This window comes from Halomonas sp. E19, assembly GCF_052439355.1.
Classification (GTDB): domain Bacteria; phylum Pseudomonadota; class Gammaproteobacteria; order Pseudomonadales; family Halomonadaceae; genus Halomonas.
Window position 1 is genome coordinate 2,367,847 of record NZ_JBNFWU010000001.1, and the last position, 26,101, is coordinate 2,393,947.

20 protein-coding genes, 8 tRNA genes and 4 pseudogenes are annotated in these 26,101 nt (G+C 64.5%); 7 read left to right on the top strand and 25 right to left on the bottom strand.

Annotation, left to right across the window (positions count from 1 at the left end):
- Nucleotides 1–4: 4 nt before the first annotated feature.
- From ACUDAL_RS12430 to rnr, 9 genes are all read right to left on the bottom strand, one after another.
- On the bottom strand, nucleotides 5–307 hold the full coding sequence (locus ACUDAL_RS12430) for a DUF6482 family protein (protein ID WP_444678342.1): 303 nt from the start codon (nucleotides 305–307) through the stop codon (nucleotides 5–7).
- Between the two features lie 132 nt (nucleotides 308–439).
- Nucleotides 440–733, bottom strand: coding sequence for a hypothetical protein (locus tag ACUDAL_RS12435; RefSeq protein WP_444678343.1), 294 nt, complete (start codon nucleotides 731–733; stop codon nucleotides 440–442).
- Between the two features lie 72 nt (nucleotides 734–805).
- Nucleotides 806–2,194, bottom strand: coding sequence for a replicative DNA helicase (gene dnaB / locus ACUDAL_RS12440; protein ID WP_444678344.1), 1,389 nt, complete (start codon nucleotides 2,192–2,194; stop codon nucleotides 806–808).
- 201 nt (nucleotides 2,195–2,395) lie between these two features.
- Nucleotides 2,396–2,842, bottom strand: a complete 447-nt coding sequence (rplI, locus tag ACUDAL_RS12445; RefSeq protein ID WP_444678345.1) for a 50S ribosomal protein L9 — start codon at nucleotides 2,840–2,842, stop codon at nucleotides 2,396–2,398.
- Between the two features lie 15 nt (nucleotides 2,843–2,857).
- Complete coding sequence (locus tag ACUDAL_RS12450) at nucleotides 2,858–3,712, bottom strand: hypothetical protein (RefSeq protein WP_444678346.1); 855 nt, start codon at nucleotides 3,710–3,712, stop codon at nucleotides 2,858–2,860.
- Nucleotides 3,713–3,724: 12 nt separating this feature from the next.
- Nucleotides 3,725–3,952: a 30S ribosomal protein S18 gene (gene rpsR, locus ACUDAL_RS12455; protein ID WP_010629658.1), complete on the bottom strand. Its 228-nt coding sequence runs from the start codon at nucleotides 3,950–3,952 to the stop codon at nucleotides 3,725–3,727.
- Nucleotides 3,953–3,975: 23 nt separating this feature from the next.
- Nucleotides 3,976–4,359, bottom strand: coding sequence for a 30S ribosomal protein S6 (gene rpsF, locus ACUDAL_RS12460; protein WP_444678347.1), 384 nt, complete (start codon nucleotides 4,357–4,359; stop codon nucleotides 3,976–3,978).
- Nucleotides 4,360–4,517: 158 nt separating this feature from the next.
- The gene (rlmB, locus tag ACUDAL_RS12465) at nucleotides 4,518–5,252 is read right to left on the bottom strand and encodes a 23S rRNA (guanosine(2251)-2'-O)-methyltransferase RlmB (protein WP_444678348.1); all 735 of its coding nucleotides are present in this window, start codon (nucleotides 5,250–5,252) and stop codon (nucleotides 4,518–4,520) included.
- A gap of 97 nt (nucleotides 5,253–5,349) precedes the next feature.
- Nucleotides 5,350–7,746, bottom strand: coding sequence for a ribonuclease R (rnr, locus tag ACUDAL_RS12470; protein WP_444678349.1), 2,397 nt, complete (start codon nucleotides 7,744–7,746; stop codon nucleotides 5,350–5,352).
- A gap of 221 nt (nucleotides 7,747–7,967) precedes the next feature.
- Between rnr and ACUDAL_RS12475 the strand changes: the two genes are divergently transcribed.
- The 3 genes from ACUDAL_RS12475 to ACUDAL_RS12485 all read left to right on the top strand — a co-directional run bounded on the left by ACUDAL_RS12475 (nucleotide 7,968) and on the right by ACUDAL_RS12485 (nucleotide 8,339).
- Nucleotides 7,968–8,054 (top strand) — tRNA-Leu (locus ACUDAL_RS12475).
- A gap of 67 nt (nucleotides 8,055–8,121) precedes the next feature.
- A tRNA-Leu gene (locus ACUDAL_RS12480) sits at nucleotides 8,122–8,208 on the top strand.
- A gap of 44 nt (nucleotides 8,209–8,252) precedes the next feature.
- Nucleotides 8,253–8,339, top strand: a tRNA-Leu gene (locus ACUDAL_RS12485).
- Between the two features lie 209 nt (nucleotides 8,340–8,548).
- On the opposite strand, the gene ACUDAL_RS12490 is transcribed toward ACUDAL_RS12485, so the two are convergent.
- The 6 genes and pseudogenes from ACUDAL_RS12490 to ACUDAL_RS12515 all read right to left on the bottom strand — a co-directional run bounded on the left by ACUDAL_RS12490 (nucleotide 8,549) and on the right by ACUDAL_RS12515 (nucleotide 13,874).
- Entirely contained in the window at nucleotides 8,549–9,433 is an 885-nt protein-coding gene (locus tag ACUDAL_RS12490) for a DNA/RNA non-specific endonuclease (RefSeq protein WP_444678350.1), read from the bottom strand.
- Between the two features lie 77 nt (nucleotides 9,434–9,510).
- Nucleotides 9,511–9,786: an Lrp/AsnC family transcriptional regulator gene (locus ACUDAL_RS12495; protein ID WP_086508531.1), complete on the bottom strand. Its 276-nt coding sequence runs from the start codon at nucleotides 9,784–9,786 to the stop codon at nucleotides 9,511–9,513.
- Between the two features lie 138 nt (nucleotides 9,787–9,924).
- A complete protein-coding gene (locus ACUDAL_RS12500) occupies nucleotides 9,925–10,275 on the bottom strand; it encodes a hypothetical protein (protein ID WP_444678351.1) in 351 nt (116 codons plus the stop codon).
- Nucleotides 10,272–12,799 (bottom strand): annotated as a pseudogene (ctaD, locus tag ACUDAL_RS12505) (cytochrome c oxidase subunit I). The gene ACUDAL_RS12500 and the pseudogene ctaD overlap by 4 nt, the downstream one beginning before the upstream one ends.
- A complete protein-coding gene (gene coxB / locus ACUDAL_RS12510) occupies nucleotides 12,796–13,539 on the bottom strand; it encodes a cytochrome c oxidase subunit II (protein ID WP_444678352.1) in 744 nt (247 codons plus the stop codon). The pseudogene ctaD and the gene coxB overlap by 4 nt, the downstream one beginning before the upstream one ends.
- Complete coding sequence (locus ACUDAL_RS12515) at nucleotides 13,497–13,874, bottom strand: hypothetical protein (RefSeq protein ID WP_444678353.1); 378 nt, start codon at nucleotides 13,872–13,874, stop codon at nucleotides 13,497–13,499. Before ACUDAL_RS12515 ends, coxB begins: the two co-directional genes overlap by 43 nt.
- A 21-nt stretch (nucleotides 13,875–13,895) precedes the next feature.
- Here ACUDAL_RS12515 and ACUDAL_RS12520 point away from each other — a divergent pair, with 21 nt between their 5' ends.
- Nucleotides 13,896–14,360 (top strand): DUF2231 domain-containing protein, encoded by a 465-nt coding sequence (locus ACUDAL_RS12520; protein WP_444678354.1) that lies wholly within the window; start codon nucleotides 13,896–13,898, stop codon nucleotides 14,358–14,360.
- Nucleotides 14,361–14,414: 54 nt separating this feature from the next.
- Here ACUDAL_RS12520 and ACUDAL_RS12525 read toward each other — a convergent pair whose 3' ends face one another.
- Entirely contained in the window at nucleotides 14,415–14,834 is a 420-nt protein-coding gene (locus ACUDAL_RS12525) for a CopD family protein (protein ID WP_444678355.1), read from the bottom strand.
- Nucleotides 14,835–15,089: 255 nt separating this feature from the next.
- Here ACUDAL_RS12525 and ACUDAL_RS12530 point away from each other — a divergent pair, with 255 nt between their 5' ends.
- On the top strand, nucleotides 15,090–15,404 hold the full coding sequence (locus tag ACUDAL_RS12530) for a high-potential iron-sulfur protein (RefSeq protein WP_444678356.1): 315 nt from the start codon (nucleotides 15,090–15,092) through the stop codon (nucleotides 15,402–15,404).
- 47 nt (nucleotides 15,405–15,451) lie between these two features.
- On the opposite strand, the pseudogene ACUDAL_RS12535 reads toward ACUDAL_RS12530, so the two are convergent.
- The 9 genes and pseudogenes from ACUDAL_RS12535 to ACUDAL_RS12575 all read right to left on the bottom strand — a co-directional run bounded on the left by ACUDAL_RS12535 (nucleotide 15,452) and on the right by ACUDAL_RS12575 (nucleotide 23,453).
- Nucleotides 15,452–17,010 (bottom strand): annotated as a pseudogene (locus ACUDAL_RS12535) (SpoVR family protein).
- Nucleotides 17,011–17,028: 18 nt separating this feature from the next.
- Nucleotides 17,029–18,309 (bottom strand): YeaH/YhbH family protein, encoded by a 1,281-nt coding sequence (locus ACUDAL_RS12540; protein WP_444678357.1) that lies wholly within the window; start codon nucleotides 18,307–18,309, stop codon nucleotides 17,029–17,031.
- Between the two features lie 23 nt (nucleotides 18,310–18,332).
- A pseudogene (locus ACUDAL_RS12545) lies at nucleotides 18,333–20,252 on the bottom strand (PrkA family serine protein kinase).
- Nucleotides 20,253–20,642: 390 nt separating this feature from the next.
- A pseudogene (locus ACUDAL_RS12550) lies at nucleotides 20,643–22,585 on the bottom strand (FAD-dependent oxidoreductase).
- A 302-nt stretch (nucleotides 22,586–22,887) separates the two neighbouring features.
- Nucleotides 22,888–22,964 (bottom strand) — tRNA-Asp (locus tag ACUDAL_RS12555).
- Nucleotides 22,965–22,967: 3 nt separating this feature from the next.
- A tRNA-Val gene (locus ACUDAL_RS12560) sits at nucleotides 22,968–23,044 on the bottom strand.
- 112 nt (nucleotides 23,045–23,156) lie between these two features.
- A tRNA-Asp gene (locus ACUDAL_RS12565) sits at nucleotides 23,157–23,233 on the bottom strand.
- A 29-nt stretch (nucleotides 23,234–23,262) separates the two neighbouring features.
- Nucleotides 23,263–23,339: transfer RNA gene (locus ACUDAL_RS12570), tRNA-Asp, on the bottom strand.
- A gap of 38 nt (nucleotides 23,340–23,377) precedes the next feature.
- Nucleotides 23,378–23,453: transfer RNA gene (locus ACUDAL_RS12575), tRNA-Val, on the bottom strand.
- 588 nt (nucleotides 23,454–24,041) lie between these two features.
- On the opposite strand from ACUDAL_RS12575, the gene ccoN reads away from it, so the two are divergent.
- Both ccoN and ccoO read left to right on the top strand, forming a co-directional pair.
- Nucleotides 24,042–25,469 carry a cytochrome-c oxidase, cbb3-type subunit I gene (ccoN, locus tag ACUDAL_RS12580; protein ID WP_444678358.1) on the top strand — a complete coding sequence of 476 codons (1,428 nt, stop codon included), beginning with the start codon at nucleotides 24,042–24,044 and terminating at the stop codon, nucleotides 25,467–25,469.
- 22 nt (nucleotides 25,470–25,491) lie between these two features.
- The gene (ccoO, locus tag ACUDAL_RS12585; protein WP_444678359.1) at nucleotides 25,492–26,100 is read left to right on the top strand and encodes a cytochrome-c oxidase, cbb3-type subunit II; all 609 of its coding nucleotides are present in this window, start codon (nucleotides 25,492–25,494) and stop codon (nucleotides 26,098–26,100) included.
- The last annotated feature ends 1 nt before the right edge of the window (nucleotide 26,101 follow it).

The following is a 26,101-nucleotide window of genomic DNA, read 5'->3' on the forward strand; positions in this document are numbered from 1 at the left end:
CGGGTCAAAACACCAGCGGCATGCGTGAGGTCAACGGGTCGTGGTAATGCGCATCGCGCCCGATCACCTCCTCATGCGGCACATGCTGCACCAGATAGGCACGGTGGATGCCGGCGCGCTGCAGCTCGAGGTAGACATCCTCCAGCGAGCGGAACACCGCCGGCTTGCCGCGCCGAGACAGCATGTGGCGCTTCCCTTCCACATCTTCCAGCTCCACCTGGTAGCAGTGGCTGCCGGTATGGGTGATGACGCGAACTTCGAAGTTGTCGTGGCGGCCGACAAATGCCTTGAGATCTTTGAATTCCATGGCTCCCTCCATGACGGTCAACTGATACAAGTCGGGCACAGTATCTCTGTGCCCGATATCAGCTTCATGACAGTAGCATAACACTGGTATGACCACCGCTACGCAGGAGAGGTTCCTGTCACCCGGGAAAACCTAGGATAGGCTGGACGGATCGATGGCCTTGCCAAGCGAGTTGCGATCGACCCACTTCCCCGCCTTGGTTTCCTTGTAGCGAAATACCACGCGGTCGCCTACCGCCACCGTGAGTTCGGCGTCCTCGGTCTGGTAGCTGTAGGTTTCGCCATCGACCATCAGCCGGAAGCGATAGAGATCCGGCATGCCGAGCCACTCCTTGAAGGGCCCTTCCCGCTCCAGCGATTGCAGCACGCCGCGCGCCTCGAGCTTGGGTGTACGTTGGCGCTTGCCGCGCCGAAATCCGCCCGCCATGTTGTCTCCTTGCAATCTACCGTCCGGGGCCCGGCATTATACGGGGCCGTACGCAGGGCTCAACCCCCATTGTCACTCCCCAAACGCTTCACCGTAGCTGTCTGGCGCCAGGTCCTCAAAGCGCGTATAGCGGCCGATGAACGCCATGTGCACCGTACCGATGGGCCCGTTACGCTGCTTACCAATGATCAGCTCGGCCAGCCCCTGGTTATCGGGATTATCCGGATTGTAGACTTCATCGCGGTAGACGAAGGCGATCAGGTCGGCGTCCTGCTCGATGGCGCCCGACTCGCGCAGGTCCGACATGACCGGGCGCTTGTTGGGGCGCTGCTCCAGTGAGCGGTTGAGCTGCGACAGCGCCACTACCGGGCAGCCGAACTCCTTCGCCATGCCCTTGAGCGAGCGCGATATCTCCGAGATCTCGCCGGTACGGTTCTCGGAGAAGCCGGGAATCTGCATCAGCTGCAGATAGTCGATCATGATCAGCGCCATGTTGCCGTGCTCGCGCACCACGCGCCGGATGCGCGAGCGCATCTCGTTGGGCGACAGCGCCGCCGTATCGTCGATGAACAGCTGCTTGTCCTTGAGCAGGTTGACCGCCGAGGTCAGGCGCGGCCAGTCCTCGTCTTCCAACTGGCCGGTACGCACCCGCGTCTGGTCGATGCGGCCAAGGGAGGAGAGCATGCGCAACATCAGCGATTCGGCGGGCATCTCCATGGAAAACACCATGACCGGTCGGTCGCTGGCGATCACCGCATGCTCCACCAGGTTCATGGCGAACGTGGTCTTGCCCATGGAGGGGCGTCCCGCGATGATCACCAGGTCGGAGGGCTGCAGCCCCGAGGTCATCTCGTCGAGGTCGCGAAACCCGGTGGACAGGCCGGTCATTTCGCCCTTCATGTTGAACAGCTCGTCGATGCGGTCCACGGCCTTGGCCAGCAGCTCGCTCATGCCGATGGGACCGCCCGACTTGGGGCGCTCCTCGCTGATCTGGAACACCAGCCGCTCCGCCTCGTCGAGCAGTTCGTCGGCCGGCCGCCCCTGGGGGCTGAAGGCCCCGTCGGCGATCTGGTTGGCCGCGCGGATCAGCTTGCGCAGGGTAGCCCGCTCGCGAACGATGTCGGCATAGGCGCGAATGTTGCTGGCCGAAGGCGTATTGCGCGCCAGCTCGGCCAAGTAGGCGAGTCCGCCAACCGTATCCAGGTGGTCGCGCCGCTCCAGCGCCTCGGAAAGCGTGACCACATCCAGCGGCTGCCCGGCTTCGGCCAGGCCCGTCATGGCATTGAAGATCAGGCGATTCTCGTAGCGATAGAAGTCGTCGGCCACCAGGCGTTCGGATACCGTATCCCAGGCCTGGTTGTCGAGCATCAGGCCGCCCAGCACCGACTGCTCCGCTTCCAGTGAATGGGGCGGCACCTTCAAGGCGGCGGTTTCCTGGTCGAGCTCGAAGGTATCGTTCATGGCGGGCAACCTCGATGAAACATGCGTAGCCATTCTACCCGAACGCCGAGCTTACCCTAGCGCCCGCGCATGACTGAGGCGGCCGGTTCGTGCGCCGACGATCTGGGCAAGGGAACGGGGAGTCGGGAGAGGGGATTCGTGTAGTACAGACACAGAAAGGGCGCGGGGTCTCCCCGCGCCCTCGCAGCATGCGGCAGCGAATTACTCGGCTACCACGACCACGCGAACGGTGGCGTCGACTTCGGCATGCAGGTGCAGGTCGATGTCGTACTCGCCGGTCTGGCGAATCGGACCTTCGGGCATGCGGACTTCGCTCTTGGCGACTTCGATGCCGGCCTGGCCCAGCGCTTCGGCCAGGTCACGCGGACCGATGGAGCCGAACAGCTTGCCTTCGTCACCGGCCTTGGCGACCAGCGACAGCTCGATCTCGGCCAGCTGAGCGGCGCGGGATTCGGCGATCGCCTTGCGCTCGGAGGCCTGGGCCTCGAGCTCGGCGCGCTGGGCCTCGAAGGCCTCCAGGTTGTCCTTGGTGGCCGGCACGGCCAGGCCGTAGGGCACCAGATAGTTACGGCCGTAGCCAGCCTTGACGGCAACCTTGTCGCCCAGGCCGCCCAGCTTGCCAATGTTGTCGAGCAGAATGACTTCCATCTCGTTAACCTCGTGTCAGTCGCTGCGAGAGGCCAGACGGCCGCGGAAATCCACGAACACGTCGATAAAGGCCGCCAGCAGCACGATCAGAATCATGGGCCAGGTGGTGATCAGCAGTACGTAGAACACGATCAGCCACAGCCCGTTCATACCTTTTAGCCCGATGAAGCCGTGCACCAGGGCAATACCGGCCACCAGCAGCGGCACCCAGGCCAGCATAGAGAGCGACGGCAGCCCCAGCACCATGCCCACCACGCCGAGCAGGACCAGCAGGCCAAGTTCACGCGGCACCAGGCGCAGCGCGTGGAACTCCTCGCGGAAGCCGCCGGGATTGTAAAGCCCGGCCTGCCAGCTGCGCGCCAGGGCCAGACAGCCGATGGCGGCCAGCAGCACGATCAGCCCGGTGACGCCGCCGATCAGCAGCGTCGCCAGCTCCTCAGTGTCGAAACCCTGGCGGCCGAGCTCGGTCAGCATGCGGTCGATCTCGGTCGAGCCTTGGCGCAGCTGTTCCAGCAGCGGACCGGTTCCGCCTGGCGGCACGAAAACGCCGAGCTGGATCATGGCCGCCGCGGCCAGGGTGCCGACGATCAGCGCCTCGCTCCAGCGCGTGCGCGAGCGCAGCACCACGCCCATAAGCGTGACCAGCAGCACGCTGGCCAGCGGAATGGCGTCACCCTGGGTCCACCACCAGCCGGCCGGCACCGCCGCGGCCACCAGCACCGGCAGCGCCGGCGACAGGCCGCGGCGCAGTGTGACCAGGGCCACGATGGCGCCACTGAGCCAGAACAGCCAGGGGATGACCGCGGCCAGCGCCGCCCCGCCAACGGCGTAGGGCGTGCCGCGCATCAGCCATCGAGCAATCGGCAGCATCGAGTCGGCGGCTTACTGGTGGCTGTCGGTGTAGGGCAGCAGGGCCAGGTAGCGCGCGCGCTTGATGGCAGTCGCCAGCTGACGCTGGTAACGGGCCTTGGTACCGGTGATACGGCTGGGTACGATCTTGCCGGTCTCGGTGATGTAGGCCTTGAGCGTATCCAGATCCTTGTAGTCGATCTGCTTCACGCCTTCAGCGGTGAAACGGCAAAACTTGCGGCGACGGAAAAAGCGTGCCATGGGAGACTCCTCGGTACGTGCGATCAGTGGGCTTCGGCAGTTTCTTCTTCAGAGCGCGGACGCTCTTCGCGACGCGCTCGCTTGTCGTCTGCCGGCTTCATCATCGGCGAAGCTTCGGTGATGGCTTCCTTGCAGCGCACCACCAGGCTGCGAATGATGGCGTCGTTGAAGCGGAAGATGTTCTCGATCTCCTCGAGAACCTCGCCGCTGCACTCGACGTTCATCAGCACGTAGTGAGCCTTGTGGATCTTGTTGATCGGGTAGGCCAGGTGACGGCGGCCCCAGTCCTCCAGACGATGCACGGTGCCACCGCTTTCGGTGACGATGCTGGAGTAACGCTCAACCATGGACGGCACTTGCTCGCTCTGGTCCGGGTGGACCATGAACACGATTTCGTAATGACGCATGGGATCTCCTTTCGGGTTGGCAGCTTCCGCATGAGGTCGAGGACCCCGGGGAAGCAAGGAGGTGATAGTCGAAATGGCAACGCCCGCTCACACAGGAACGGGCGCATGCATTCTAGTGAGCCGAGGCGCGACTTGCAAGGCGCAACCCAAGCGGCGGCTCAGCGGACACCGCCGCGCTGACGCACCGCCTCGAACAGGCAGATGCCGGTGGCCACCGAGACGTTGAGACTGGAAACGCTGCCGGCCATGGGCAGCTTGACCAGCCCATCGCAGGCTTCACGCGTGAGCCGACGCATGCCCTTGCCCTCGGCGCCCATCACCAGTGCGGTGGGGCCGCAGAAATCGGCGGCATAGAGCAGGGATTCGGCCTCGCCAGCGGTGCCGGTGATCCACACTCCGTACGCCTTGAGCCGGGCCAGGGCACGGGCCAGGTTAGTCACCTGATAGACCGGCACGCTCTCGGCGGCGCCGCAGGCCACCTTGCGCACCGTGGCGTTGAGCGGCGCGGCCTTGTCCTTGGGCACGATCACCCCATGCACGCCGGCGGCATCGGCGCTGCGCAGGCAGGCGCCGAAGTTATGCACGTCGGTGACGCCATCGAGCACCAGCAGCAGCGGCGGCGCGGCGTGGGGCCAGGCTTCGAGCTTGAACCACAGCGCCGCTTCGCTTTCGCAGGCGAGCGGTGCGGCGAAGGCGATGACGCCCTGGTGCGAGGCCTCTTGCGCCAAGCGATCGAGATCGTCGCGCGGGTGCGGCTCCACGCGCGCGCCGCCCCTGCGTGCCGCCTCGACGAGGTCGCCCAGGCGCTGCTGCGCCTCACCCTCCTGCACCCACAGCACCCTGATCGTTTCACCGCGGTCCAGCAGGGCGCGCACCGCATGCACGCCGAACACGGCATCGAGGCCGCCTGGGACACCGGGCAGCTCCGGCTTGCGCCGCGGTGCCCCCTGCCCTGTGCTCGCGACCTCTCCTTGCTGCGTCCCTGAGCCATCAGCCGCGCGACCTCGACCGACGCGGCCCGCGGCGACGCTTGCCGCCCTTGCCGCGCTCGCCTTCATCCGCCGCACTCTTCGGCGCCGCGGCGTCGAGCGTGACGCCCGCCTCGCCGTCGCCGCGCCGTTTGCGCGGTTGGCGCTTGGGCCGCGGCTTCTCGTCTTCGAGCACGAAGTCGATCTTGCGCTCCTCGAGGTCGACGCGCGCCACCTGAACGGTGACACCGTCGCCGAGCCGATAACTCATGCCGGTGCGCTCACCCTTGAGGCGGTGCTTTTCGGGCTCGTAGTGATAATAGTCCGAGGGCAGCGAGGTGACGTGAACCAGGCCCTCGACATAGACCTCATCGAGGCGCACGAAGATGCCGAACTGCGTCACCGAGGCGATGGTGCCTTCATAGACCTCGCCGAGCTTGTCGGACATGAACTCGCACTTTAGCCAGTCCTCGACGTCTCGGGTGGCATCGTCGGCGCGCCGCTCGGTCATCGAGCAGTGCTCGCCGAGCTCGAGCATCTGCTCGAAGGTGTAAGGACACCACTTGCTGGGCGGCTCGACCGGCGCCCCTTCGACGCGCAGTACGGTATTGGTCTGACGCGGCCCGCGGATCACCGAGCGGATGGCGCGGTGCACCAGCAGGTCGGGATAGCGGCGAATCGGCGAGGTGAAGTGGGCATAGGCCGGATAGGCCAGGCCGAAGTGCCCTTCGTTCTGCGGCGAGTAGACCGCCTGGCTCATCGAGCGCAGCATCACGGTCTGGATTACGTCAGCATCCGGCCGGCCGCGAATCGCCTCGGCCAGGGTCTGGTAGTCCTGCGGCGTCGGTTCGTCGCCGCCACCCACCGCAAGCCCCAGCTCGTTGAGGAACAGGCGCAGCTTGTCGAGCCGCTCCGGCGAGGGGCGCTCATGGATGCGGTAGAGCGCCGGCAGGTCGTGCTTGTCGAGGAAGCGGGCGGTGGCCACGTTGGCCGCCAACATGCACTCCTCGATCAGCTTGTGGGCATCGTTGCGCGTGCGCGGCACGATCTTCTCGATCTTGCGTTCCTCGTTGAACAGGATTGCCGTCTCGGTGGTCTCGAAGTCGATGGCGCCGCGCTCCTCGCGGGCCTGACGCAGCACCTTGTAGAGCTCATGCAGCCCCTGCAGCGGCTTGACCAGGTCGCGGTACTCTTCACGCAGCGCATCCGCCTCGGCATCCTCGCCTTCGAGGATCGCCGCCACCTTGTTGTAGGTCAGCCGCGCATGGGAGCGGAACACCGCCTCATAGAAGCGGTAGCGGCTGATCACGCCCTGCTTCGAGATGTTCATCTCGCAGACCATGGCCAGGCGGTCAACGTGGGGGTTGAGCGAACACAGGCCGTTGGAGAGCAGCTCGGGCAGCATCGGCACCACCTGCCCGGGGAAATAGACCGAGTTGCCGCGCCGAATCGCTTCTTCGTCCAGCGCGCTGCCGGGGCGCACGTAGTGCGAGACGTCGGCAATGGCGACGATCAGCTTCCAGCTGCCGGACTTGGTCTTCCAGGCGCACACCGCGTCGTCGAAGTCCTTGGCGTCCTCGCCGTCGATGGTGACGAGCGGAATGTCGCGCAGGTCGACGCGGTGCTGCTTGTCCTGCTCGACCACTTCGGCGGACATCTCGGCGATCTGGTCGTGCACTTCCGGCGGGAACTCGGCGGGGATCTCGTAGCTGCGGATGGCGATGTCGATCTCCATCCCCGGGTCCATGCGCTCACCGAGCACCTCGACCACCTCGCCTACCGGCTGTACGCGCGTCTCGGGCTGCTGCACGACCCGGGCCGACACCACCTGGCCGTCGCGTGCACCGCCACAGGCGCTGTGCGGGATGATCACCTCCTGGGTAATGCGCGGATTCTCCGGAATCAGCACGCCGAATTCGGGGGTGTTCTCGCGATAGACGCCGACGATGGTCTGGGTGTTGCGCGCAAGCACCTCGGCAATGGTGGCCTCGTCGCGGCCGCGCCGGTCGCGCCCGCTGACACGCACCAGCACGTAGTCGCCGTGGAAGACCCGGCGCATCTGCCGTGGCGGCAGCACCAGGTCGGGCTTCTTGCCGTCGTCGCGCAGCACGAAGCCGAAGCCGTCACGATGGCCCAGCACCTTGCCCTTGATGAGGTCGAGCTTGTCGATCAGCGCATAGGCGCCGGCGCGGTTGCGCAGCACCTGACCGTCACGCTCCATGGCCGCCAGGCGGCGGCGCACCGCCTCCTGCAGGTCCTCGTCGTCGAGGCCCAGCATGCGGCTCATCTTCTCGTGGGTGATCGGCTTGCCGTACTCTTCCAGGCGCGCCAGCAGGTACTCTCGGCTGGGAGCCGGATTGTCGTACTTGTGGGCCTCACGGCTGGCATGGGGGTCGTCGCTGAGCGTCCAGTGAGTCATGCGTAAGGCATCCTTGGAAACGGGAGCAGCGTCACGGGAAAGGCGCGGGCAGAGGGCCGCGTACGTAGGGTGTTGCTAATGAAGTCGTTTGTCATGCCGGCAGTATAGCGCTGGAGCAGGCTCCACCCAACCGTGGCAACACCGATCCCGGGCGAAAATTCTGCTCATGCACAGCGACACGCTTGCATTGGGCCATGAATTGGGTAAGATACGCGTCGCCTGCCCAGATGGCGGAATTGGTAGACGCGCTAGCTTCAGGTGCTAGTGTCCTTACGGACGTGGAGGTTCAAGTCCTCTTCTGGGCACCATCGCTCTCTTCGAGGGTCTGGTCGGGTAGGCACCCACGCTCTTTGTCAGTTCGAGTCGCTCGTGTTCGCCCAGGTGGCGGAATTGGTAGACGCGCTAGCTTCAGGTGCTAGTATCCTTACGGATGTGGAGGTTCAAGTCCTCTCCTGGGCACCAGCCCAGACACGCGAACACGACGCAAGATGACGACTGCATGATGCGCCCAGGTGGCGGAATTGGTAGACGCGCTAGCTTCAGGTGCTAGTATCCTTACGGATGTGGAGGTTCAAGTCCTCTCCTGGGCACCACCGCTCTTTCGAGCGAACTGCGTCATGCAAGCTGAAGGCCTAGCAATGGCCGAAGCAAGAAGAGCAAGAGCAAGAGCAAGAGCAAGAGCAAGAGCAAGAAATGCTGCGAGCAACGCAGCAATCCAAGAAACCGCGACCTACCGCGGTTTTTTTGTGCCTGGTTTTTGCCTGGCTTGCATTTGGAATCCGCTCGCGCAGCGTTGCATCTTTTAGAAGCGGGCAGGCAGGCGAGCCACCCTGTCCAGGTCCCAGCCTTCCGCCACCACTTCCCCTTCCAGCACTTCCGCCACGCCGTCGGGCAAGCGCGGGAAGAAGTTGAGCCCCGTACGCGCCTCCACCTCGTCGATGCTCACCAGGTAAGCGTCCAGCGGCTCGTTGCCGCGTACCTCCTGGGGCATGATGAAGGCCAGCGCCATCGGCGCCTCGGCCGGCACCACGATAATCTTGTAGAAGGCTTCTGGAATCTCGACCAGCCCCACCCGGTTGGTGACGTTGTCGATGAAGCGCTCGGGGAAGACCGGACCGGTGATGACCTGCACCACGCCGAAACGCGGCACGAAGTGGTCGATCACTACTTCTTCCAGGCGCTGCCAGAGCCGCCGGTTGAGGTCGGGACGCTGGGGCGAGATGTTGCTCATCAGGAACGACTGCTCCTGGGCCTGGCGACCATGGACCACGGCGATAGCGTAGTTGGGCGCCAGGTGGCCGCGATCGTAGCCGCTGCCGAAATAGCTGTCGGCGGCGATCGGCCACAGCGTGCGCCAATCGCTGCGGAACTCGGGTCGGGGGCCGGCGCGCGGTTCCTCCACCTCATGCAGCAGGTAGCTGACCCACAGCGGATTGACCCGCACGTCCGACCAGCCCACCAGGAAGCCGTCGTTGCGCAGCACGCGGTGCACAGTCAGCGGGGTCAGGCTGTCCCAGGTGGGCACGCCCATCCAGCTCAGCTGGTCACGATACTCCTGCTCCTGGGCGTACCACAGGCCGCTGCCCACCAGCACGAAAATAAGGGTGATGCCGAACTGGCGGAGGCGGAAGCGCCCGGTGGAAAGCAGGGAGCGACGCCGCCTGCCGCGGGAACGTGCTAGGGCCATGTCTCGATCCGAAGGGTGGCGCCGCCGGCACGCTTGGGCACCGGCAGGCCGAGGTCAGCCAGAGGAGACTCGCCGGGCTACCAGCCCAGCGAGAACATGGTTTCAAGGTCGTGCCGGGAGTGTACCTGCATGGCATTCAGCGTCTCGGTGTCGCGGATGCCCTCGACGGCATTGAGGCGCTCGGTGACCAGCTCGGCCAGGCTCTCGAAATCGCGGGTTCGGGCAATCGCCACCAGGTCGTAGCGACCGCAGGTGGAATAGACCTCGCTGATTCCTTCGACGTCGGCAAGCCGCTCGGCCACCGCCTTCACCTGCCCCTTTTCGGTATTGATCAGGATCACGGCATTCTGCATCGACACTCCCCCGTTTGGCATTGCCGCGGGCGGCATGGGGCCGCCGCAGCCTGGCGCGAGTATAGCAGGCGAGCCGCGGCGGCTGAATGGCTCGCTCTGACGGCTAGCGTCACGCCTTAGTCACGCTTTAATGGCGCCCTATAGGCAGGGTGGCAGGAACACCACCGGGTAGCCGACAAACAGCGTCGCCCCCGCCGAGAAGAAGTAGACGCCGGCCGAGGTATAGGCGAAGTAGCAGTCGCGGCGCACTTCCGCCCGGCGCGCCGCCTTGACGCCGGCCCAGGTCAGCCACAGCAGCCCCAGGGTGGTTGCCAGGGTGGCCAGCCCCACCCCGAGGTTGATGCCGGTCAGCATGTCGCGCCCGGGGTCCGGCGGCGCCACCGAGCAGGCCACAGAGAGACCGGCGTAGATCGCCACGAACCAGATCCCCCAGAGCGTGACACCGCCCACCAGGTGAATGGGATGAGTCAGTCGCAGCAGATGTCTCATGCGTCCCCTCCCAGTAGGGTCGGCATGACCCAGATCGCCACGAACAGGGTCCAGTAAACCACCAGGTTGTAGTACCACAGCCGCTGCACCACCACCGGCTCCATGGGCGCCTCCAGGCCGACATACCCATATCCCACGCGCAGCCCCTGCAGCAGGCACAGCACGCCACCCAGGGAGGTCAGAATCAGTACATAGCTCAGCGCCACGAACAGGGTGGCGTCGTGGGCGTTGTCGGTGGGGGCCAGGTCGGCTAGCCACATGACCGCCACGACCAGCCCCGCCGCGAGCGTACCCAGCGCCCCTGCGCTATACATCAGTACACCGAGTCCGGCGGCCTCGCGGCGGCGCAACCGGGCTACCAGCTTCGCCAGCAGCAGCGTGCCCAGGGTCAGCGCCACGCCGGCCGCGACCAGCAGCGGCAGCGAGAGCGGTGAGCTGTCGGGCATCTGCCACTCAGGTGCCACCACCCACAGGTAGAACCAGCCGAACAGCAGCGACAGGTAGAGCGAGCCGTTGGCCAGGTGAGAGACCGACATGCACCAAACACCAGGACCATTCATGGTGCGGTAGTGCAGCGGCGGTTCAGTCGGCGCTCGGCTGGCCCCGGGCGCCACATTGGGATGCGCGCCGTTCTCCCACGACCAGCGCAGCAGCAGCACCACTGCCACCAGCGCCGCCGCTGCCGCCACCCAGTAGACCCGCACCAGCAGGCCGATGCAGACCACCGCCAGCATCAGTGAGGAGAATAGCGGCCACCAGGAGTTGGTGGGCAGGTGAATGGTCTCGCGCAGCTTGCCGGTCAGGGCGTCGCTGCCCCAAGTCTCGCGCCGTCCATGGTCGATGGTATTGAGGCCATGCTGGCCCTCGTAGAGGGTGCGCGAAAGCTCGGGACGCTCCCATAGCGGGTGACGCGTCTCCACCGCGGGCAGGCTGACGAAGTTGTACGCCGTGGGGGGTTTGGGCATGGCCCACTCCAGGCCATCGGCGTTCCAGGGGTTCTGCGGCGCCTTTCTGCCGAAGCGGAAGTGCAGCGCCACATCCAGGATCAGCAGGGCCACCCCGGCCGACATCATGAAGCCGCCCACCGAGGAGATCAGGTTATAGATATCCCAGCCCATGGCGGTGTCGTAGGTGAAAACGCGCCGCCGCATGCCCAGCAGCCCCGTCCAGTGCATGACCAGGAAGGTGACGTTGAAGCCCAGGAAGATCAGCCAGAAGCTCCACTTGCCCAGCCGCTCCGACGGCATGCGTCCGGACACCTGCGGCAGCCAGTAGTAGAGCCCGGCCAGCAGCGGGAACAGCATCCCCCACCAGCACGTAGTGCATGTGGGCGACCACGAAGTGGGTGTCGTGGACCTGCCAGTTGAACGGCACCAGCGCCAGCATCACCCCGGTCAGGCCGCCCAGTACAAAGATCACCAGGAAGCCGACGATCCACAGCATCGGCAGCGTCATCTTCGGCCGGCCCAGCCACAGGGTGGAGAGCCAGACAAAGATCTGGATGCCGGTGGGAATGGCCACCAGCATGCTGGCCGCCGAGAAGAAGGCCAGCGCCAGCTGCAGGATGCCCAGGGTGAACATGTGGTGGACCCACAGGCCGAAGCTGACGAAGCCCATGATGACGATCGCCGCCACCACCCAGGCGTAGCCCACGATCGGGCGTCCGGCGAACACGGGGATCAGCGTCGAGACGATCCCGCGCCGGGCAGGAAGATGATGTAGACCTCGGGGTGGCCGAACAGCCAGAACAGGTGTGCCCATAGCACCGGGTCGCCGCCCCCGCCACCTCGAAGAATGGCATGCCCGCGGCGCGCTCGAGCTCCAGCAGGATGCTGCCGAGGATCAGCGGCGGGAAGCCGACCACGATCATCAATGCCATGGCCAGGATGTACCAGGCGAACAGCGGCATCTTGTGCAGCGCCATGCCCTGGGTGCGGGTGCGCAGGATCGACACCACCAGCTCCACGCCGGCGGAGAGCGCCGAGATCTCGACGAAGGTGATGCCCAGCAGCCAGAAGTCGGAGCCAGGCCCAGGCGAATAGTCGCCGCTGCTCAGCGGGGTATACATGAACCAGCCGCTCTCCGGCGCCATCTCGAGCACCATGCTGGAAGCCAGGATGATGCCGCCGAACAGGTAGCAGTAGTAGCCGAAGGCGGTCAGGCGCGGGCACACCAGATCCCGCGCACCGATCATCTTGGGGATCATGTAGATCGCCAGCCCCTCGAGAATGGGAATGGCGAACAGGAACATCATCACCGTGCCGTGCATGGTGAAGACCTGGTTGTAGATCTCGTGCGACATGAAGGCGTTATCGGGAAAGGCCAGCTGGGTGCGGATCAGCATCGCCAGCAGGCCACCGATCAGGAAGAAGATCGCCCCGGTCACCATGAAGCGCAGGCCAATGGTGGTGTGGTTCACCACAGTCAGCGCCCTTAGGCCCTTAGGATTGCCCCACACCCGATCCAGGCCTTCGTGCAGCCGCCGGGTCTCGGGGGGCAGGGAAGCGTTCGAGGTATCGCTCATGGTTGCAACGTCTCCAGCCAGGCGCCGATGTCCTGCAGCGTCTCGTTATCGAGGTGGTTGTGGGGCGGCATGCGGTTGCCCGGCTTCAGTGTCTGGTGGAACTGCAGCCAGTAGGCGATCGCCCCCTCCTCCCGGGCCATGACGCCGCTCCCCAGGGTCGGGCGCGAGCCAATATCGCTGAGATCGGGCCCGAGGATGTCATGGGCCACGTCATCGTGAATCAACTCGGCGGGAAAACCGTCAACCCGGTGGCAGGCAGCGCAGTGCTCGCCGAAGGCCTCGCGCGCATCGTCATGGCCGGCCAGCTGCGCGGGCGCCGTACGGCGTGCCGCCAGCCAGGCGTCGTACTCCTCGCGCTCCACCGCCTCCACGTGTAGCAGCATGTTGGTGTGCTGGGCGCCGCAGAATTCGGCGCACTGGGCGCCGAACACGCCAGGCGCATCGGCTTCTAGCCGGATGGTCGTGTGGCGGCCCGGCACCATATCGCGCTTGCCGCCCAGGCGGGGGATCCAGAACGCGTGGATCACGTCTGCACTGGTGATGCGGAAATCGACGGGCTCGCCGGCCGGCATCACCAGCCGGTTGGCCGTCACCACCTCGCCCTCCTCGTCACCGGGGTAGCGAATCTCCCACCACCACTGGTGACCGATCACCTCGATGACCTCGGCGCTGCCCCCGTCGGGCAGCGGCAGCGGAATCATGCTGCGCCCGGTGGGGGCGGCGAAGACCAGCAGCAGCACGATGCTGATGATGGGCAGCGCCAGGCCACCCCCAGCACCCAGCGCAGCATGATGCGGTGCTCCTGCTGGGCGGTGCGCTCCGGCGGCGGCGCTTTTCGCCAGAACGTGTAGAGCCAGAGCGAGAAAAGTGCGACGGAGACCACTAGGCTTACGATCAGCATGGCCCACCACACCCAGTACTGGGAGCGTGCCGCCGGGCCGGAGGGATCGAGGATCGACATCTCCCCGCCGCAGCCTGCCAGCAACAGGGCGGGCGCCGTGGCCAGCATCGCAGGCCGGCGCAGGCGGTTGACCCACCGGCAGCAGGCGCGTTGAATGCCAGTAGACAAACCCATCCGATCGCAAAGGACGCGAACATGGCCGAGACACAACCCCGTTCGATCAAGAGTCGTGCCGCCATTGCCGGCCACCCGCTTCACCCGGTGATGATCCACTTCCCCATCGCCTGCCTGATGCTGCTGGTGCTCAGCGACGGCGCCTTCCTCTACACCGAGGACTTGTTCTGGGCTCGCGTCAGCCTGTGGCTGGCGGGAATCGGCGCGCTGGGCGGCTGGGTCGCCAGCGTCGCGGGGTTGATCGACCTGGTCACCGTGCGCCGCATTCGGCACATGATTCTGGGCTGGTGTCATGCCATCCTGGCGGTGATGATGCTGTCGCTCGCCTCGCTCAACTGGCTGTGGCGCTATCAGGATATCGTCGACCTGCTGCCCTGGGCCATCGGGCTGACCCTGCTCACGGCGGGCCTGATCATGCTGGCCGGCATTCTCGGTGGCATGCTCGTCTATGACGAGGCGGTGGGGGTGGAAATCGACGACAAGTAGCGCTGGCCACTCGCGCCCTGGTGAATCGCGCATCTTGACTCTCCTTGTCCAGCCTCAATCGAAGGGCTTGCTGAGTACCAGCACCAGCACCGCCAGCATCAGCGCGGCCGACAGCATTGCGATGGCCGCACTGATCGGCACCAGCCCCCAGCGCTTGCCCTGCTCCAGGCGCACGATCAGGGCGCCGCACAGCACATGGCACAGCACCATACCGGTCACAGCGCCAAGCTTCAGCGCCAGCCAGCCGCCGATCAGCTGCCCGACGATGAACAGCAGGGTGCCGCTGGCGATGGCCAGCAGGGCAAAAGGGGTGGCCACTCGGGTGAAGAGAAACCGCAGGACGACCGGCGCCGGCACGTCGAGGGACGATGCCGCTCGCGGCCTGGCGCTGGTGATGAGCAGTGCCGGGAGATAGAGCAGAACGCCGCACCAGCACAGCAGTGTGGCGATATGAACAATTTTTATCCACGGCATGACAGCATCCTTGCAGTTGCGGTGTCCACCCACCCTAGCCAAAGTGGGGAGCAAGCGCCAGGGCTTCGCTTGCGCTGAAACGCCGGCCACGCGCCGCCGGTGCGAACTTCCGACCAGCGGTCGGGTCGTAGCTGGTGAGTCAGCGCTTGCCCACGCTCTCGGAACATTTCCCTACGCCCCCACATGAACCCCAGCGGCAGGGCCGGAAAAACCGGGTATGCTCACCCCTCTGGTTCCGAGCCCCAAGGAGACACCATGGCCAAACAGAGTCGCCGCGATTTTCTGCGCATTACCCTTCTCGGTGCCGCTGCACTGCCCCTGGGCATCGGCCTCGTTTCACGCCAAGCTTTCGCCCAGACGCTGCCGCGACTCAACCCAGCCGACGAGCAGGCCCAGGCGCTGAACTACGTGACGCGAGCCGAGCAGGCCAGCGATCACCCCGCCTACGCACCGGGCGAGGCCTGTCGCAACTGCATGTTCTTTGACCCCGCGACCGAAGGCTGCCAGCTGTTCCCGCAGCACAGCGTGGAACCCCAGGGGTGGTGCCAGTCCTGGGTATCGGCGAACTGAACCCTTGGGACGCACGGCACGAGCAGGCCTGGCCCACTCGTGCCGCTTCAGTTCCCCCGCCCCTCCTCGTCGGGCAGTGGCCATTGATAGCGCCGCGCCACCGCCCCCTCCCCGCCGAGCGATTCAAGATAGACGGGGAACCCCACAGCTGGTGCAGGTGGCGAATTACCGGGTAGACGCTGCGCGCCAAGGGGCGGCGGCTGTCCTGCACATGATGCAGGGTCAGCGAGCGGTCGCCGCGCACATTGGCCGAGTAGACCTGGATATTGGGCTCCCGCAGCGATAGCGCATACTGGGTGGCCAGCGCCTCGCGCACCCGGCGGTAGCCACGCTCGTCGTGAATCGCGGTTACCTCCAGCATCTCCTCCTGGTCGTCGTCCACCACGGTGAAAAGCTTCAGGTCGCGAATCACCTTGGGCGAGAGGTACTGCTGGATGAACGACTCGTCCTTGAAGTTGCGCATTGCGAAGTGCACGGCCTCCAGCCAGTCGCCGCCCGCGGTATCGGGGAACCAGGCGCGATCCTCGTCGGTGGGGTTTTCGCACATTCGCTTGATGTCGCTGAACATGGCGAACCCCAGCGCATAGGGGTTGATGCCGCTGTAGTAGGGGCTATCGAAGTCGGGTTGGTTGACTACCGCGGTATGCGACTGCAGGAATTCGAGGATCAGCCCCTCGTCGACCAACCCATCGTCGTAGAGACGGTTCATCAGCGTGTAGTGCCAGAACGAGGCCCAGCCCTCGTTCATCACCTGGGTCTGGCGCTGCGGGTAGAAATACTGGGCTAGCTTGCGCACAATGCGCACGATCTCGCGCTGCCAGGGTGCCAGCAGCGGCGCGTTCTTCTCGATGAAATAGAGCAGGTTTTCCTGGGGCTCGGGCGGATAGCGTCCGCCTTCGCGCAGGCCAAGGGGATCCTCCTCACTGCTCAGCGAACCGGGCAGGCTATCTGCCGAGGGACGCCCCGGAATGGTGCGCCAAAGGGTATTGACCTGCGCCTGCAGGTACTCCTCGCGCTCCGCCTGGCGGCGCATCTCCTCTTCGGCCGAGATCGGCGAAGGCCGCTTGTAGCGATCGACGCCGTAGTTCTGCAGCGCGTGGCAGGCATCGAGCAGCTGCTCCACCGCCGCGATACCGTGGCGCTCCTCGCACTGGGCCACGTACTTGCGGGCAAAGACCAGGTAATCAATGATCGAGCTGGCGTCCGTCCAGGCGCGGAACAGGTAGTTTCCTTTGAAGAAGGAGTTGTGCCCGTAGCAGGCGTGCGCCATCACCAGCACCTGCATCATCAGGGTGTTCTCCTCCATCAGATAGGCGATACAGGGGTCGGAGTTGATCACCAGCTCGTAGGCGAGCCCCATCTGCCCACGGCGGTAGGCCTGTTCCACCGCCAGGAACTGCTTGCCGAACGACCAGTGATGGTAGCCCACCGGCATGCCCACGCTGGCATAGGCATCCATCATCTGTTCGGTAGTGATGATCTCGATCTGGTTAGGGTAGGTATCCAGCCGATACTCGTCGGCCAGGCGTGCCAGCTCCTTTTCGAAGGTTTCCAGAATCTCGAAGTTCCAGTCGGAGCCGGTGGCGATCGGCTTGCGTCGGGTCATGGTGCCTCCTCGTACGCCCTAGTTGACGGCTCGACGCCGGAACAGCTCGCGGAACACGGGATAGATGTCCCCCGCCTCGACGATCTGGCGCATGGCGAAACGCTGGGGAAACTCGGCCGCCACCGTCTCATACTCCTCCCACAGCGCCTGGTGGGCATGCGGCGTGATCTCCACGTAGGTATAGTACTGCAGCCGCTGCATGAGCTTCTTCATCAGCAGCTCACGGCAGGACACCGAATCGTCGTCCCAGTTATCGCCGTCCGATGCCTGCGCCACGTAGAGATTCCACTGGCTTGGTGGATAGCGGCGGGTGATGATCTCGTCGACTAGGGTCAGGGCGCTGGAGACGATGGTGCCGCCGGTCTCGCGCGAGTAGAAAAACTCCTCTTCGTCGACCTCCTTGGCCGCCGTATGATGGCGCACGAACACCAGCTCGACCTTTTCGTAGTTGCGCTCGAGAAAGAGGTAGAGCAGCAGGAAGAAGCGCTTGGCGATGTCCTTGTGGGCCTGGGTCATGGAGCCGGAGACATCCATTACGCAGAACATCACCGCCTTGCTCGAGGGCTGAGGCTGGTTCACCAGGTTGTTGTAGCGCAGGTCGTAGGTGTCGATGAACGGCACCGCATCGAGCCGCTTCTCCAGCCGCTCGATCTCGGCCTTGAGCTCGGCGATCCGCGCCGGGTTGCGCAGCACAGGATCCTTGCGCTCCTCCTCATCCAGCGCTTCCTGGGCGTCGCGCAGCGCACGCCGAATGGGCGCGCGCATGGCGATGCGCCGCGCCTGCGCCTCGCGCATGGAGCGCACGATATTGATCCGCGACGGCACACCGTCGCGGGTGACCCCGGCGCGAACCGGTTTCACTTCCTCGAGATCCTTGAGCGCCTTGCGCTCGAGGTGGGAAGCTCCAGTCCGTCGAATACGAAGTCGAGGAACTCGTCGCGGGAGAGGGAGAAGGCGAATTCGTCCATGCCTTCGCCCTGGTCGGAAGCGTTGCCCTCGCCGGAGCCGCCACCGCCGCCGCCCCTCCGGGGCGGCGGATGCGATCCCCTGCACGAACTCCTTGTTGCCGGGGCTGACGATCGTGCGCTTGCCGCCCGGCCCATGCTGGAACACCGGCTCGGAGATGTCGCGGCTGGGAATCGAGACCTTCTCGCCACGCTCCATGTCGGTGATCGAGCGCCGGTTGACCGCCTCCTCCACCGAACGCTTGATATGCGTCCGGTAGCGGTCGAGAAAGCGCTGGCGATTCACGGCACTCTTGCGCTTGGCATTGGCGCGTCTATCGATGAAATAGGTCATGTGACCTCCTGAAGCCACGCCGGTTACTGCGACTTGCGCACCCGCAGGTACCACTCGGAAAGCAGCCGCACCTGCTTCTCGGTGTAGCCCCGATCCTTCATCCTGGCCACGAAGTCCTCGTGCTTCTTCTGGTCGGCGGCCGAGGCCTTGGCGTTGAAGGAGATGACCGGCAGCAGCTCCTCGGTATTGGCGAACATCTTGTGCTCGATCACGCCGCGCAGCTTCTCGTAGGACTGCCAGCTCGGGTTCATGCCGTTGTTCTGGGCACGCGCCCGCAGCACGAAGTTGACCACCTCGTGGCGGAAGTCCTTGGGGTTGGAGATCCCGGCCGGCTTCTCGATCTTCTCCAGCTCCTCATTGAGCGACTGACGGTTGAACAGCTCGCCGGTTTCCGGATCGCGGTACTCCTGATCCTGAATCCAGAAGTCGGCGTAGGTGACGTAGCGGTCGAAGATGTTCTGGCCGTACTCGGAGTAGGACTCCAGGTAGGCGGTCTGGATCTCCTTGCCGATGAAGTCGACGTAGCGCGGTGCCAGGAACTCCTTGATGAAACGCAGGTAGCGATCGAAGGTATCCTTGGGCAACTGCTCCTGCTCCAGGCGCTGCTCCAACACATACAGCAGGTGCACCGGGTTGGCGGCGATCTCGTGATTGTCGAAGTTGAATACCTTCGACAGGATCTTGAAGGCAAAGCGGGTCGAGAGCCCGTCCATCCCTTCGTCGACTCCTGCGGCGTCGCGGTACTCCTGGATCGATTTGGCCTTGGGGTCGGTGTCCTTGAGGTTCTCGCCGTCGTAGACGCGCATCTTGGAGTAGATGCTGGAGTTCTCCGTCTCCTTGAGCCGCGAGAGCACCGAAAACTGCGCCAGCATGCGCAGGGTATCGGGCGCACAGGGCGCCTGGTCGAGCGAAGAGTGCTCGAGCAGTTTCTGGTAGATCTTGATCTCTTCGGTCACGCGCAGGCAGTAGGGCACCTTGACGATGTAGACGCGGTCGAGGAAGGCCTCGTTGTTGCGGTTGTTGCGAAACGCCTGCCACTCGCTCTCGTTGGAGTGGGCCAGCACGACGCCGTCGAAGGGGATCGCCCCCATGCCCTCGGTGGGGTTGTAGTTGCCCTCCTGGGTGGCGGTGAGCAGGGGTGGAGCACCTTGATCGGCGCCTTGAACATCTCGATGAACTCCATCAGGCCCTGGTTGGCCTTACACAGGCCGCCGGAGAAGCTGTAGGCATCCGGATCGTCCTGGGAGTAGAGCTCGAGCTGGCGAATGTCGACCTTGCCCACCAGCGAGGAGATGTCCTGGTTGTTCTCGTCGCCCGGCTCGGTCTTGGAGATCGCCACCTGGTTGAGCCGCGACGGGTACAGGCGCACCACCTTGAACTGCGTGATGTCCCCCCGTACTCCTTGAGCCGCTTGGCCGCCCAGGGCGACATGATGCTCTTCACGTAGCGGCGGGGAATGCCATACTCCTTCTCCAGCAGCTCGCCATCCTCTTCCGGAGAGAACAGCCCGAGCGGCGACTCGTAGACCGGCGAACCCTTGATGGCATAGAAGGGAATCCGTTCCATCAGCAGCTTGAGCCGCTCGGCCAGCGATGACTTGCCGCCCCCACCGGCCCCAGCAGATACAGGATCTGCTTGCGCTCCTCCAGGCCCTGGGCGGCATGACGGAAGTAGGCCACGATCTGTTCGATCGCCTCCTCCATGCCGTAGAACTCGGAAAAAGCCGGATAGCGGCGGATCACCTTGTTGGAAAAGATCCTGGAGAGCCGCGAATCTCTGGCGGTGTCGATCACTTCCGGCTCGCCGATGGCCTTGAGCATGCGCTCGGCAGCACTGGCGTAGGCCATGGGGTCCTCACGACACAGTTCCAGATACTCCTGCAGGCTCATCTCTTCCTGCTGGACCTGAGTAAAGCGGTTCTGCACATGATCAAAGATGCTCATCGAAACCTCCTGTTTGCCCACCCCGACGACGATCCGTTAGCCGGTTAGTCGTCATGAGTTACCCATCAGACTAGACAGCTTCCGGGCGACATGGGGACAAATTCTCAACGCAGGGGGCAGTCACCACTTGAGAGTACCGATCAGGGAGAGGGTTCGCTTGCGCGCATTCAGGGTTTAAACGCTGAAAGGACGCTGGTAAAAAAACCGGGCTGCCGGACTGGAAAACCGTAGACGACACGCCGCGCCGTGCATGTGCACCCTACAGACGGAAAAACAATGCGACCCGCCGGAAGGCGGGTCGCAGCGGAAGCTTCACAGCGAGAAGGAAGTCACGCAGAGGATTATCGCCAGCGTAGCCGATACGGCACAAACTGCTGTCAACGTTTGTCGCTACAGCCCCGCCGCCACGCGCGTGCCTTGGTCGATGGCACGCTTGGCATCCAGCTCCGCGGCCTCATCGGCACCACCGATCAAATGCACGGCCACGCCGGCTGCCTGCAGCGGCTCGAGCAGTTCGCGCACCGGCTCCTGCCCGGCACAAACCACCACGGTGTCCACCTCGAGCAGCCGCTGTTGCTCCTGGTGGCGGATATGCAGCCCCTCATCGTCGATCGCGAGATACTCGCAGCCAGCCAGGGTCTCCACGCCGCGGTGCTTCAACGACGCCCGGTGCACCCAGCCCGTGGTCTTGCCCAACCCCTTGCCGGGCTTGGAGTGCTTGCGCTGCAGCAGCACCACCTCACGCGGCGTTTCAGGCTTGCTGGGAGGCGCCAGGCCACCGCGCCCGGATACGCTGAGGTCGACCCCCACTCGGCACACCATGCGGCAGTATCCAGGGCCGGATGACCGATATGGGTCAGAAGCTCGGCCACATCGAAGCCGATGCCACCGGCACCGATCACCGCCACCCGACGCCCCACGCGCTCGGGGTGGAGGATGGCCGCCGGATAGCTCATGACCTTGGGATGGTCGATGCCCGGCAGCTCCAGCCGCCGCGGGCGCACCCCCGAGGCCAGGATGACCGCATCGAATTCGAGCAGCCGCTGCACGTCGGGCTCGGTACGCAGCCGGATCGAGACGCCGTGCTTGTCGAGCATTACCTTGAAGTAGCGCAGCGTCTCGTCGAACTCCTCCTTGCCGGGAATCTTGCGGGCGAGGTTGAACTGCCCACCCAGCTCAGCGGTGCGTTCGAACAGCACCACCCGGTGTCCACGCCGTGCCGCGGTGAGCGCCGCCGCCATCCCCGCCGGCCCACCGCCCACCACGGCGACATCTCGCGGCGTCTCGGCCGGCTCGATCACCAGCTCGGTCTCGTGGCAGGCCTGGGGGTTGACCAGGCACGAAGTGAGCTTGCCCTGGAAGGTGTGGTCCAGGCACGCCTGGTTGCAGGCGATGCAGGTATTGATCTCGTCGTCGCGCCCCTCAGCCGCCTTAGCCACCCACGCCGGGTCGGCGAGGAACGGGCGCGCCATTGAGACCATGTCGGCATGCCCCTCGGACAGCACCCGCTCGGCCACCTCCGGCATGTTGATGCGGTTGGTGGTGATCAGCGGGATCGAGAGCTCGGCCTTCATGCGCCGGGTGACCTCGGTGAAGGCCGCCCGCGGCACGCTGGTGACGATGGTCGGCACCCGCGCCTCGTGCCAGCCGATGCCGGTATTGATCAGGCTGGCGCCGGCCGCCTCGACGGCACGCCCGAGCGTCACCACTTCCTCCCAGGTGCTGCTCTCTTCGACCAGGTCGATCATCGACAGACGGAAGATGATCAGGAAGTCGTCGCCCACCGCCTGGCGAATTCGCGACACGATCTCGACGGCGAAGCGCATGCGCTGCTCGAAAGGCCCACCCCAGCGATCCTCGCGCTGATTGGTGCGCCGACACAGAAACTGGTTGATCAGGTAACCTTCGGAACCCATCACCTCGACGCCGTCGTAACCCGCCTCGCGCGCCAGAGAAGCGCAGCGCACGTAGTCGGCAATCTGCCCTTCCACTTCCTCGTCGCTGAGCTCACGCGGCGCAAAGGGATTGATCGGGGCCTGGATCGGCGACGGTGCCACCAGTTCGGGCGAATACGCATAGCGCCCCGCGTGGAGAATCTGCATGCACAGCCGGCCACCTTCGGCATGCACCGCCTCGACCACCTGGCGGTGGTCTTCCACCTGCTCGGCGCGCTCCAGCGTGGCCGCCCCTTGGAATACCGCCCCTTCCGGATTGGGCGCGATACCCCCGGTGACGATCAGGCCGACGCCGGCACGGGCACGTTCGGCATAGAAGGCGGCAAGCCGCTCGAAGCCGCCTCGCGTTTCTTCAAGGTTGGTATGCATGGAGCCCATCAGCACACGGTTGGGCAGCGTCAGGTGGCCCACCTCGAGCGGACGGAAAAGATGAGGATAGCGCACGCCGAACTCCTTCTTGGGTCGAGTCACGGTTATTTTCAAACAACTGTATGATAGCCAGGCGGCGGGCGCAAAGGAAAAGCGCGATTTGGCGAGAGCGACGGGTATTGCAGGCCACGCTGGCTCGGCGCGTCCTGGAGGCACGCGCTCAGGCAGGCCCGGTCACGGAACCGGCAGAGCAAGGAGTATAGACAAAAACGAGAAGACCCCGAGCATAGGCTCAGGGTCTCGGAATTCGATGGCGGACCGGACGGGACTCGAACCCGCGACCTCCGGCGTGACAGGCCGGCATTCTAACCGACTGAACTACCGGTCCGCGTGGTGGGTGATACCGGATTCGAACCAGTGACCCCCAGCATGTGAGGCTGGTGCTCTAACCAACTGAGCTAATCACCCACGGATAACGCAACGACTTACTGCTAGTTTTGCTAGCACAATTTTTTGCAGGCTATGCGATTACTTCAACTAGCCTTTTTACTACCACTAACCTTTTGCCGTCATGCCATCGTGGCGGACCGGACGGGACTCGAACCCGCGACCTCCGGCGTGACAGGCCGGCATTCTAACCGACTGAACTACCGGTCCACAATCGATGACACTAGCGGTGGAAACATTGGCGGACCGGACGGGACTCGAACCCGCGACCTCCGGCGTGACAGGCCGGCATTCTAACCGACTGAACTACCGGTCCGCTGCGTGCTTCCTACGTGATCGGGATCGCCGAGGCGATGGTGGGTGGTACAGGGTTCGAACCTGTGACCCCCAGCTTGTAAGGCTGGTGCTCTCCCAGCTGAGCTAACCACCCCTAGTCACGTGGCGCTGAATTCTACAGAGATTCCGTACGTTGTCAACGCCCTTCGAAACCAGCCCTGCGAATTCAGCGTTTTCAAGGCAGAGCCGACCGCTCAGCCGACGCCGCACCCACGACACCCGCTCGCAACGACCACCGGTTGGCACTTGCCAAACCTGATCTCAGTTGTCGCGCCGATTCGATTTGCCGAAGGCCGATTTTCTCCGCCTGGCGACGCCGCCGCCAGGTCCCGCTTGCGCGCCCGCCAGGCGTCCTTTGCGACGAGGTACCTCCGCCCAGGTGCGGCAGAATGTCGCACCCCCGGCAGAATTCTTCTACCATGCTGCCTCGCACCGCCTATTGCCAGAGCCCCGTGACCACTCGATCACCAAGCCGCCCAAGCCTTCACGCACCAGGCTCAACTCGTGCAAAGTTCGACAATCGTCAAATTCCTATACGAGTTTCGCCATTGGGCGTGTTTCAGTCTTTGCTGCGGCTGCGATAGAATCGCTCTGATTTTTCGACCTGCATCACCCAACCGGGAGCGTCAGCCATGGCAGCCCGCCATGCTGGCTCTCGTTACGCGTTCGATGGGAACCTGACATGAGCACAGCATTAGAGCACCCGACCTACAATTACAAAGTAGTTCGGCAGTTTGCGATCATGACAGTGGTGTGGGGCATCGTGGGCATGCTCCTCGGTGTCATCCTTGCCGCACAGCTGGTTTGGCCGCAACTCAACCTCGATCTGCCTTGGACGAGCTTCGGCCGCCTGCGGCCTTTGCACACCAACGCCGTCATCTTCGCCTTCGGCGGCTCCGCCCTGATGGCGACTTCCTATTACGTGGTGCAGCGCACCTGCCAGACCCGGCTGTTCTCCGACAAGCTGGCGGCCTTCACCTTCTGGGGTTGGCAAGCCGTCATCGTGTCGGCGGTCATCACCCTGCCGCTGGGCTACACCACCACCAAGGAGTACGCCGAGCTGGAGTGGCCGATCAACATCCTGATCGCCGTGGTATGGGTCAGCTATGCCGTTGTCTTCCTGATGACCATCAAGCAGCGCAGGACCTCCCACATCTACGTGGCCAACTGGTTCTTCGCCGCCTTCATCCTCACCGTGGCGGTGCTGCACATCGTCAACAACGCGGCGATCCCGGTCACCTTCATGTACTCCACCTCCATCTACGCCGGCACCATCGATGCCATGGTGCAGTGGTGGTACGGCCACAACGCGGTGGGCTTCTTCCTGACTGCCGGCTTCCTCGGCATGATGTACTACTTCGTGCCCAAGCAGGCCGAGCGCCCGATCTACTCCTATCGCCTGTCGATCGTGCATTTCTGGGCCCTGATCATGATCTACATGTGGGCCGGCCCGCACCACCTGCACTACACCGCGCTGCCCGACTGGGCGCAGTCGCTGGGCATGGTCATGTCGATCATCCTGCTGGCGCCCTCCTGGGGCGGCATGATCAACGGCATGATGACCCTGTCCGGCGCCTGGCATAAGCTGCGCACCGACCCGACCCTGCGTTTCCTGGTCGTCGCCCTCTCCTTCTACGGCATGTCGACCTTCGAAGGCCCGATGATGGCGGTGAAGACCGTCAACGCCCTCTCCCACTACACCGACTGGACCATCGGTCACGTCCACGCCGGCGCCCTGGGCTGGGTGGCGATGATCACCATCGGCTCCATGTATCACCTGATTCCGCGCCTGTTCGGCCGCACCGAGATGCATTCAGTCGGGCTCATCGCCGTGCACTTCTGGCTGGCCACCATCGGCACCGTGCTCTACATCGCCTCCATGTGGGTCAACGGCATCCTGCAGGGCCTGATGTGGCGCGCCATCAACCCCGACGGCACGCTGATGTACACCTTCATCGAGTCGGTCGAGGCCAGCGGTCCGGGCTATGTCGTACGCCTCATCGGCGGCCTGTTCTGGATCGTCGGCATGCTGATCATGGCGTACAACGTCTTCATGACCATCAAGCGCAGCGAAGCCGCCGAGCGCCAGCCGCTGGCACAGACCGCCTGAGCAAACAGGGAAAACGTCACCCATGAAACACGAGATTGTCGAAAAGAACGTTGGCCTGCTTGCCGTGCTGATACTGGTGGTGATCAGCTTCGGCGGCCTGGCCGAGATCGTGCCGCTATTCTTCCAGAAGCAGACCACAGAGCCGGTCGACGGGCTGCGCCCGCTCTCCGCCCTGGAGCTCGAAGGCCGCGACATCTACCGTCGCGAAGGCTGCGTCGGCTGCCACTCGCAGATGATCCGCCCGTTCCGCGCCGAGACCGAGCGCTACGGTCATTACAGCGTGGCCGGCGAATTCATCTACGAGCACAACTTCCTGTGGGGCTCCAAGCGCACCGGCCCGGACCTGGCGCGCGTTGGCGGCCGCTACAGCGACGACTGGCACCGTGCCCACATGTACAACCCGCGCGACGTGGTGCCCACCTCGATCATGCCCTCCTATCCGTGGCTGTTCGAGCGCACCCTCGACGGCCGCGACACGCCGCGCAAGATGGAAGCCCTGCGCCGGCTGGGCGTGCTCTACACCGACGAGGACATCGCCAACGCCACGCGCGACGTGCGCGGACAGCAGGAGATCACCGCGCTGGTCGCCTACCTCCAGCAGCTGGGCACCGTGCTCGAGGGCACGCGCTGAC

What these genes read in the sequence shown, in the direction of transcription:
- ACUDAL_RS12430 (WP_444678342.1), bottom strand. Translation starts at nt 307, where the DNA reads ATGGAATTCAAAGATCTCAAGGCATTTGTCGGCCGCCACGACAACTTC.
- ACUDAL_RS12435 (WP_444678343.1), bottom strand. Translation starts at nt 733, where the DNA reads ATGGCGGGCGGATTTCGGCGCGGCAAGCGCCAACGTACACCCAAGCTC.
- dnaB (WP_444678344.1), bottom strand. Translation starts at nt 2,194, where the DNA reads ATGAACGATACCTTCGAGCTCGACCAGGAAACCGCCGCCTTGAAGGTG.
- rplI (WP_444678345.1), bottom strand. Translation starts at nt 2,842, where the DNA reads ATGGAAGTCATTCTGCTCGACAACATTGGCAAGCTGGGCGGCCTGGGC.
- ACUDAL_RS12450 (WP_444678346.1), bottom strand. Translation starts at nt 3,712, where the DNA reads ATGCTGCCGATTGCTCGATGGCTGATGCGCGGCACGCCCTACGCCGTT.
- rpsR (WP_010629658.1), bottom strand. Translation starts at nt 3,952, where the DNA reads ATGGCACGCTTTTTCCGTCGCCGCAAGTTTTGCCGTTTCACCGCTGAA.
- rpsF (WP_444678347.1), bottom strand. Translation starts at nt 4,359, where the DNA reads ATGCGTCATTACGAAATCGTGTTCATGGTCCACCCGGACCAGAGCGAG.
- rnr (WP_444678349.1), bottom strand. Translation starts at nt 7,746, where the DNA reads ATGACTCACTGGACGCTCAGCGACGACCCCCATGCCAGCCGTGAGGCC.
- ACUDAL_RS12490 (WP_444678350.1), bottom strand. Translation starts at nt 9,433, where the DNA reads ATGGCCCTAGCACGTTCCCGCGGCAGGCGGCGTCGCTCCCTGCTTTCC.
- ACUDAL_RS12495 (WP_086508531.1), bottom strand. Translation starts at nt 9,786, where the DNA reads ATGCAGAATGCCGTGATCCTGATCAATACCGAAAAGGGGCAGGTGAAG.
- ACUDAL_RS12500 (WP_444678351.1), bottom strand. Translation starts at nt 10,275, where the DNA reads ATGAGACATCTGCTGCGACTGACTCATCCCATTCACCTGGTGGGCGGT.
- ACUDAL_RS12515 (WP_444678353.1), bottom strand. Translation starts at nt 13,874, where the DNA reads ATGGGTTTGTCTACTGGCATTCAACGCGCCTGCTGCCGGTGGGTCAAC.
- ACUDAL_RS12520 (WP_444678354.1), top strand. Translation starts at nt 13,896, where the DNA reads ATGGCCGAGACACAACCCCGTTCGATCAAGAGTCGTGCCGCCATTGCC.
- ACUDAL_RS12525 (WP_444678355.1), bottom strand. Translation starts at nt 14,834, where the DNA reads ATGCCGTGGATAAAAATTGTTCATATCGCCACACTGCTGTGCTGGTGC.
- ACUDAL_RS12530 (WP_444678356.1), top strand. Translation starts at nt 15,090, where the DNA reads ATGGCCAAACAGAGTCGCCGCGATTTTCTGCGCATTACCCTTCTCGGT.
- ACUDAL_RS12540 (WP_444678357.1), bottom strand. Translation starts at nt 18,309, where the DNA reads ATGACCTATTTCATCGATAGACGCGCCAATGCCAAGCGCAAGAGTGCC.
- ccoN (WP_444678358.1), top strand. Translation starts at nt 24,042, where the DNA reads ATGAGCACAGCATTAGAGCACCCGACCTACAATTACAAAGTAGTTCGG.
- ccoO (WP_444678359.1), top strand. Translation starts at nt 25,492, where the DNA reads ATGAAACACGAGATTGTCGAAAAGAACGTTGGCCTGCTTGCCGTGCTG.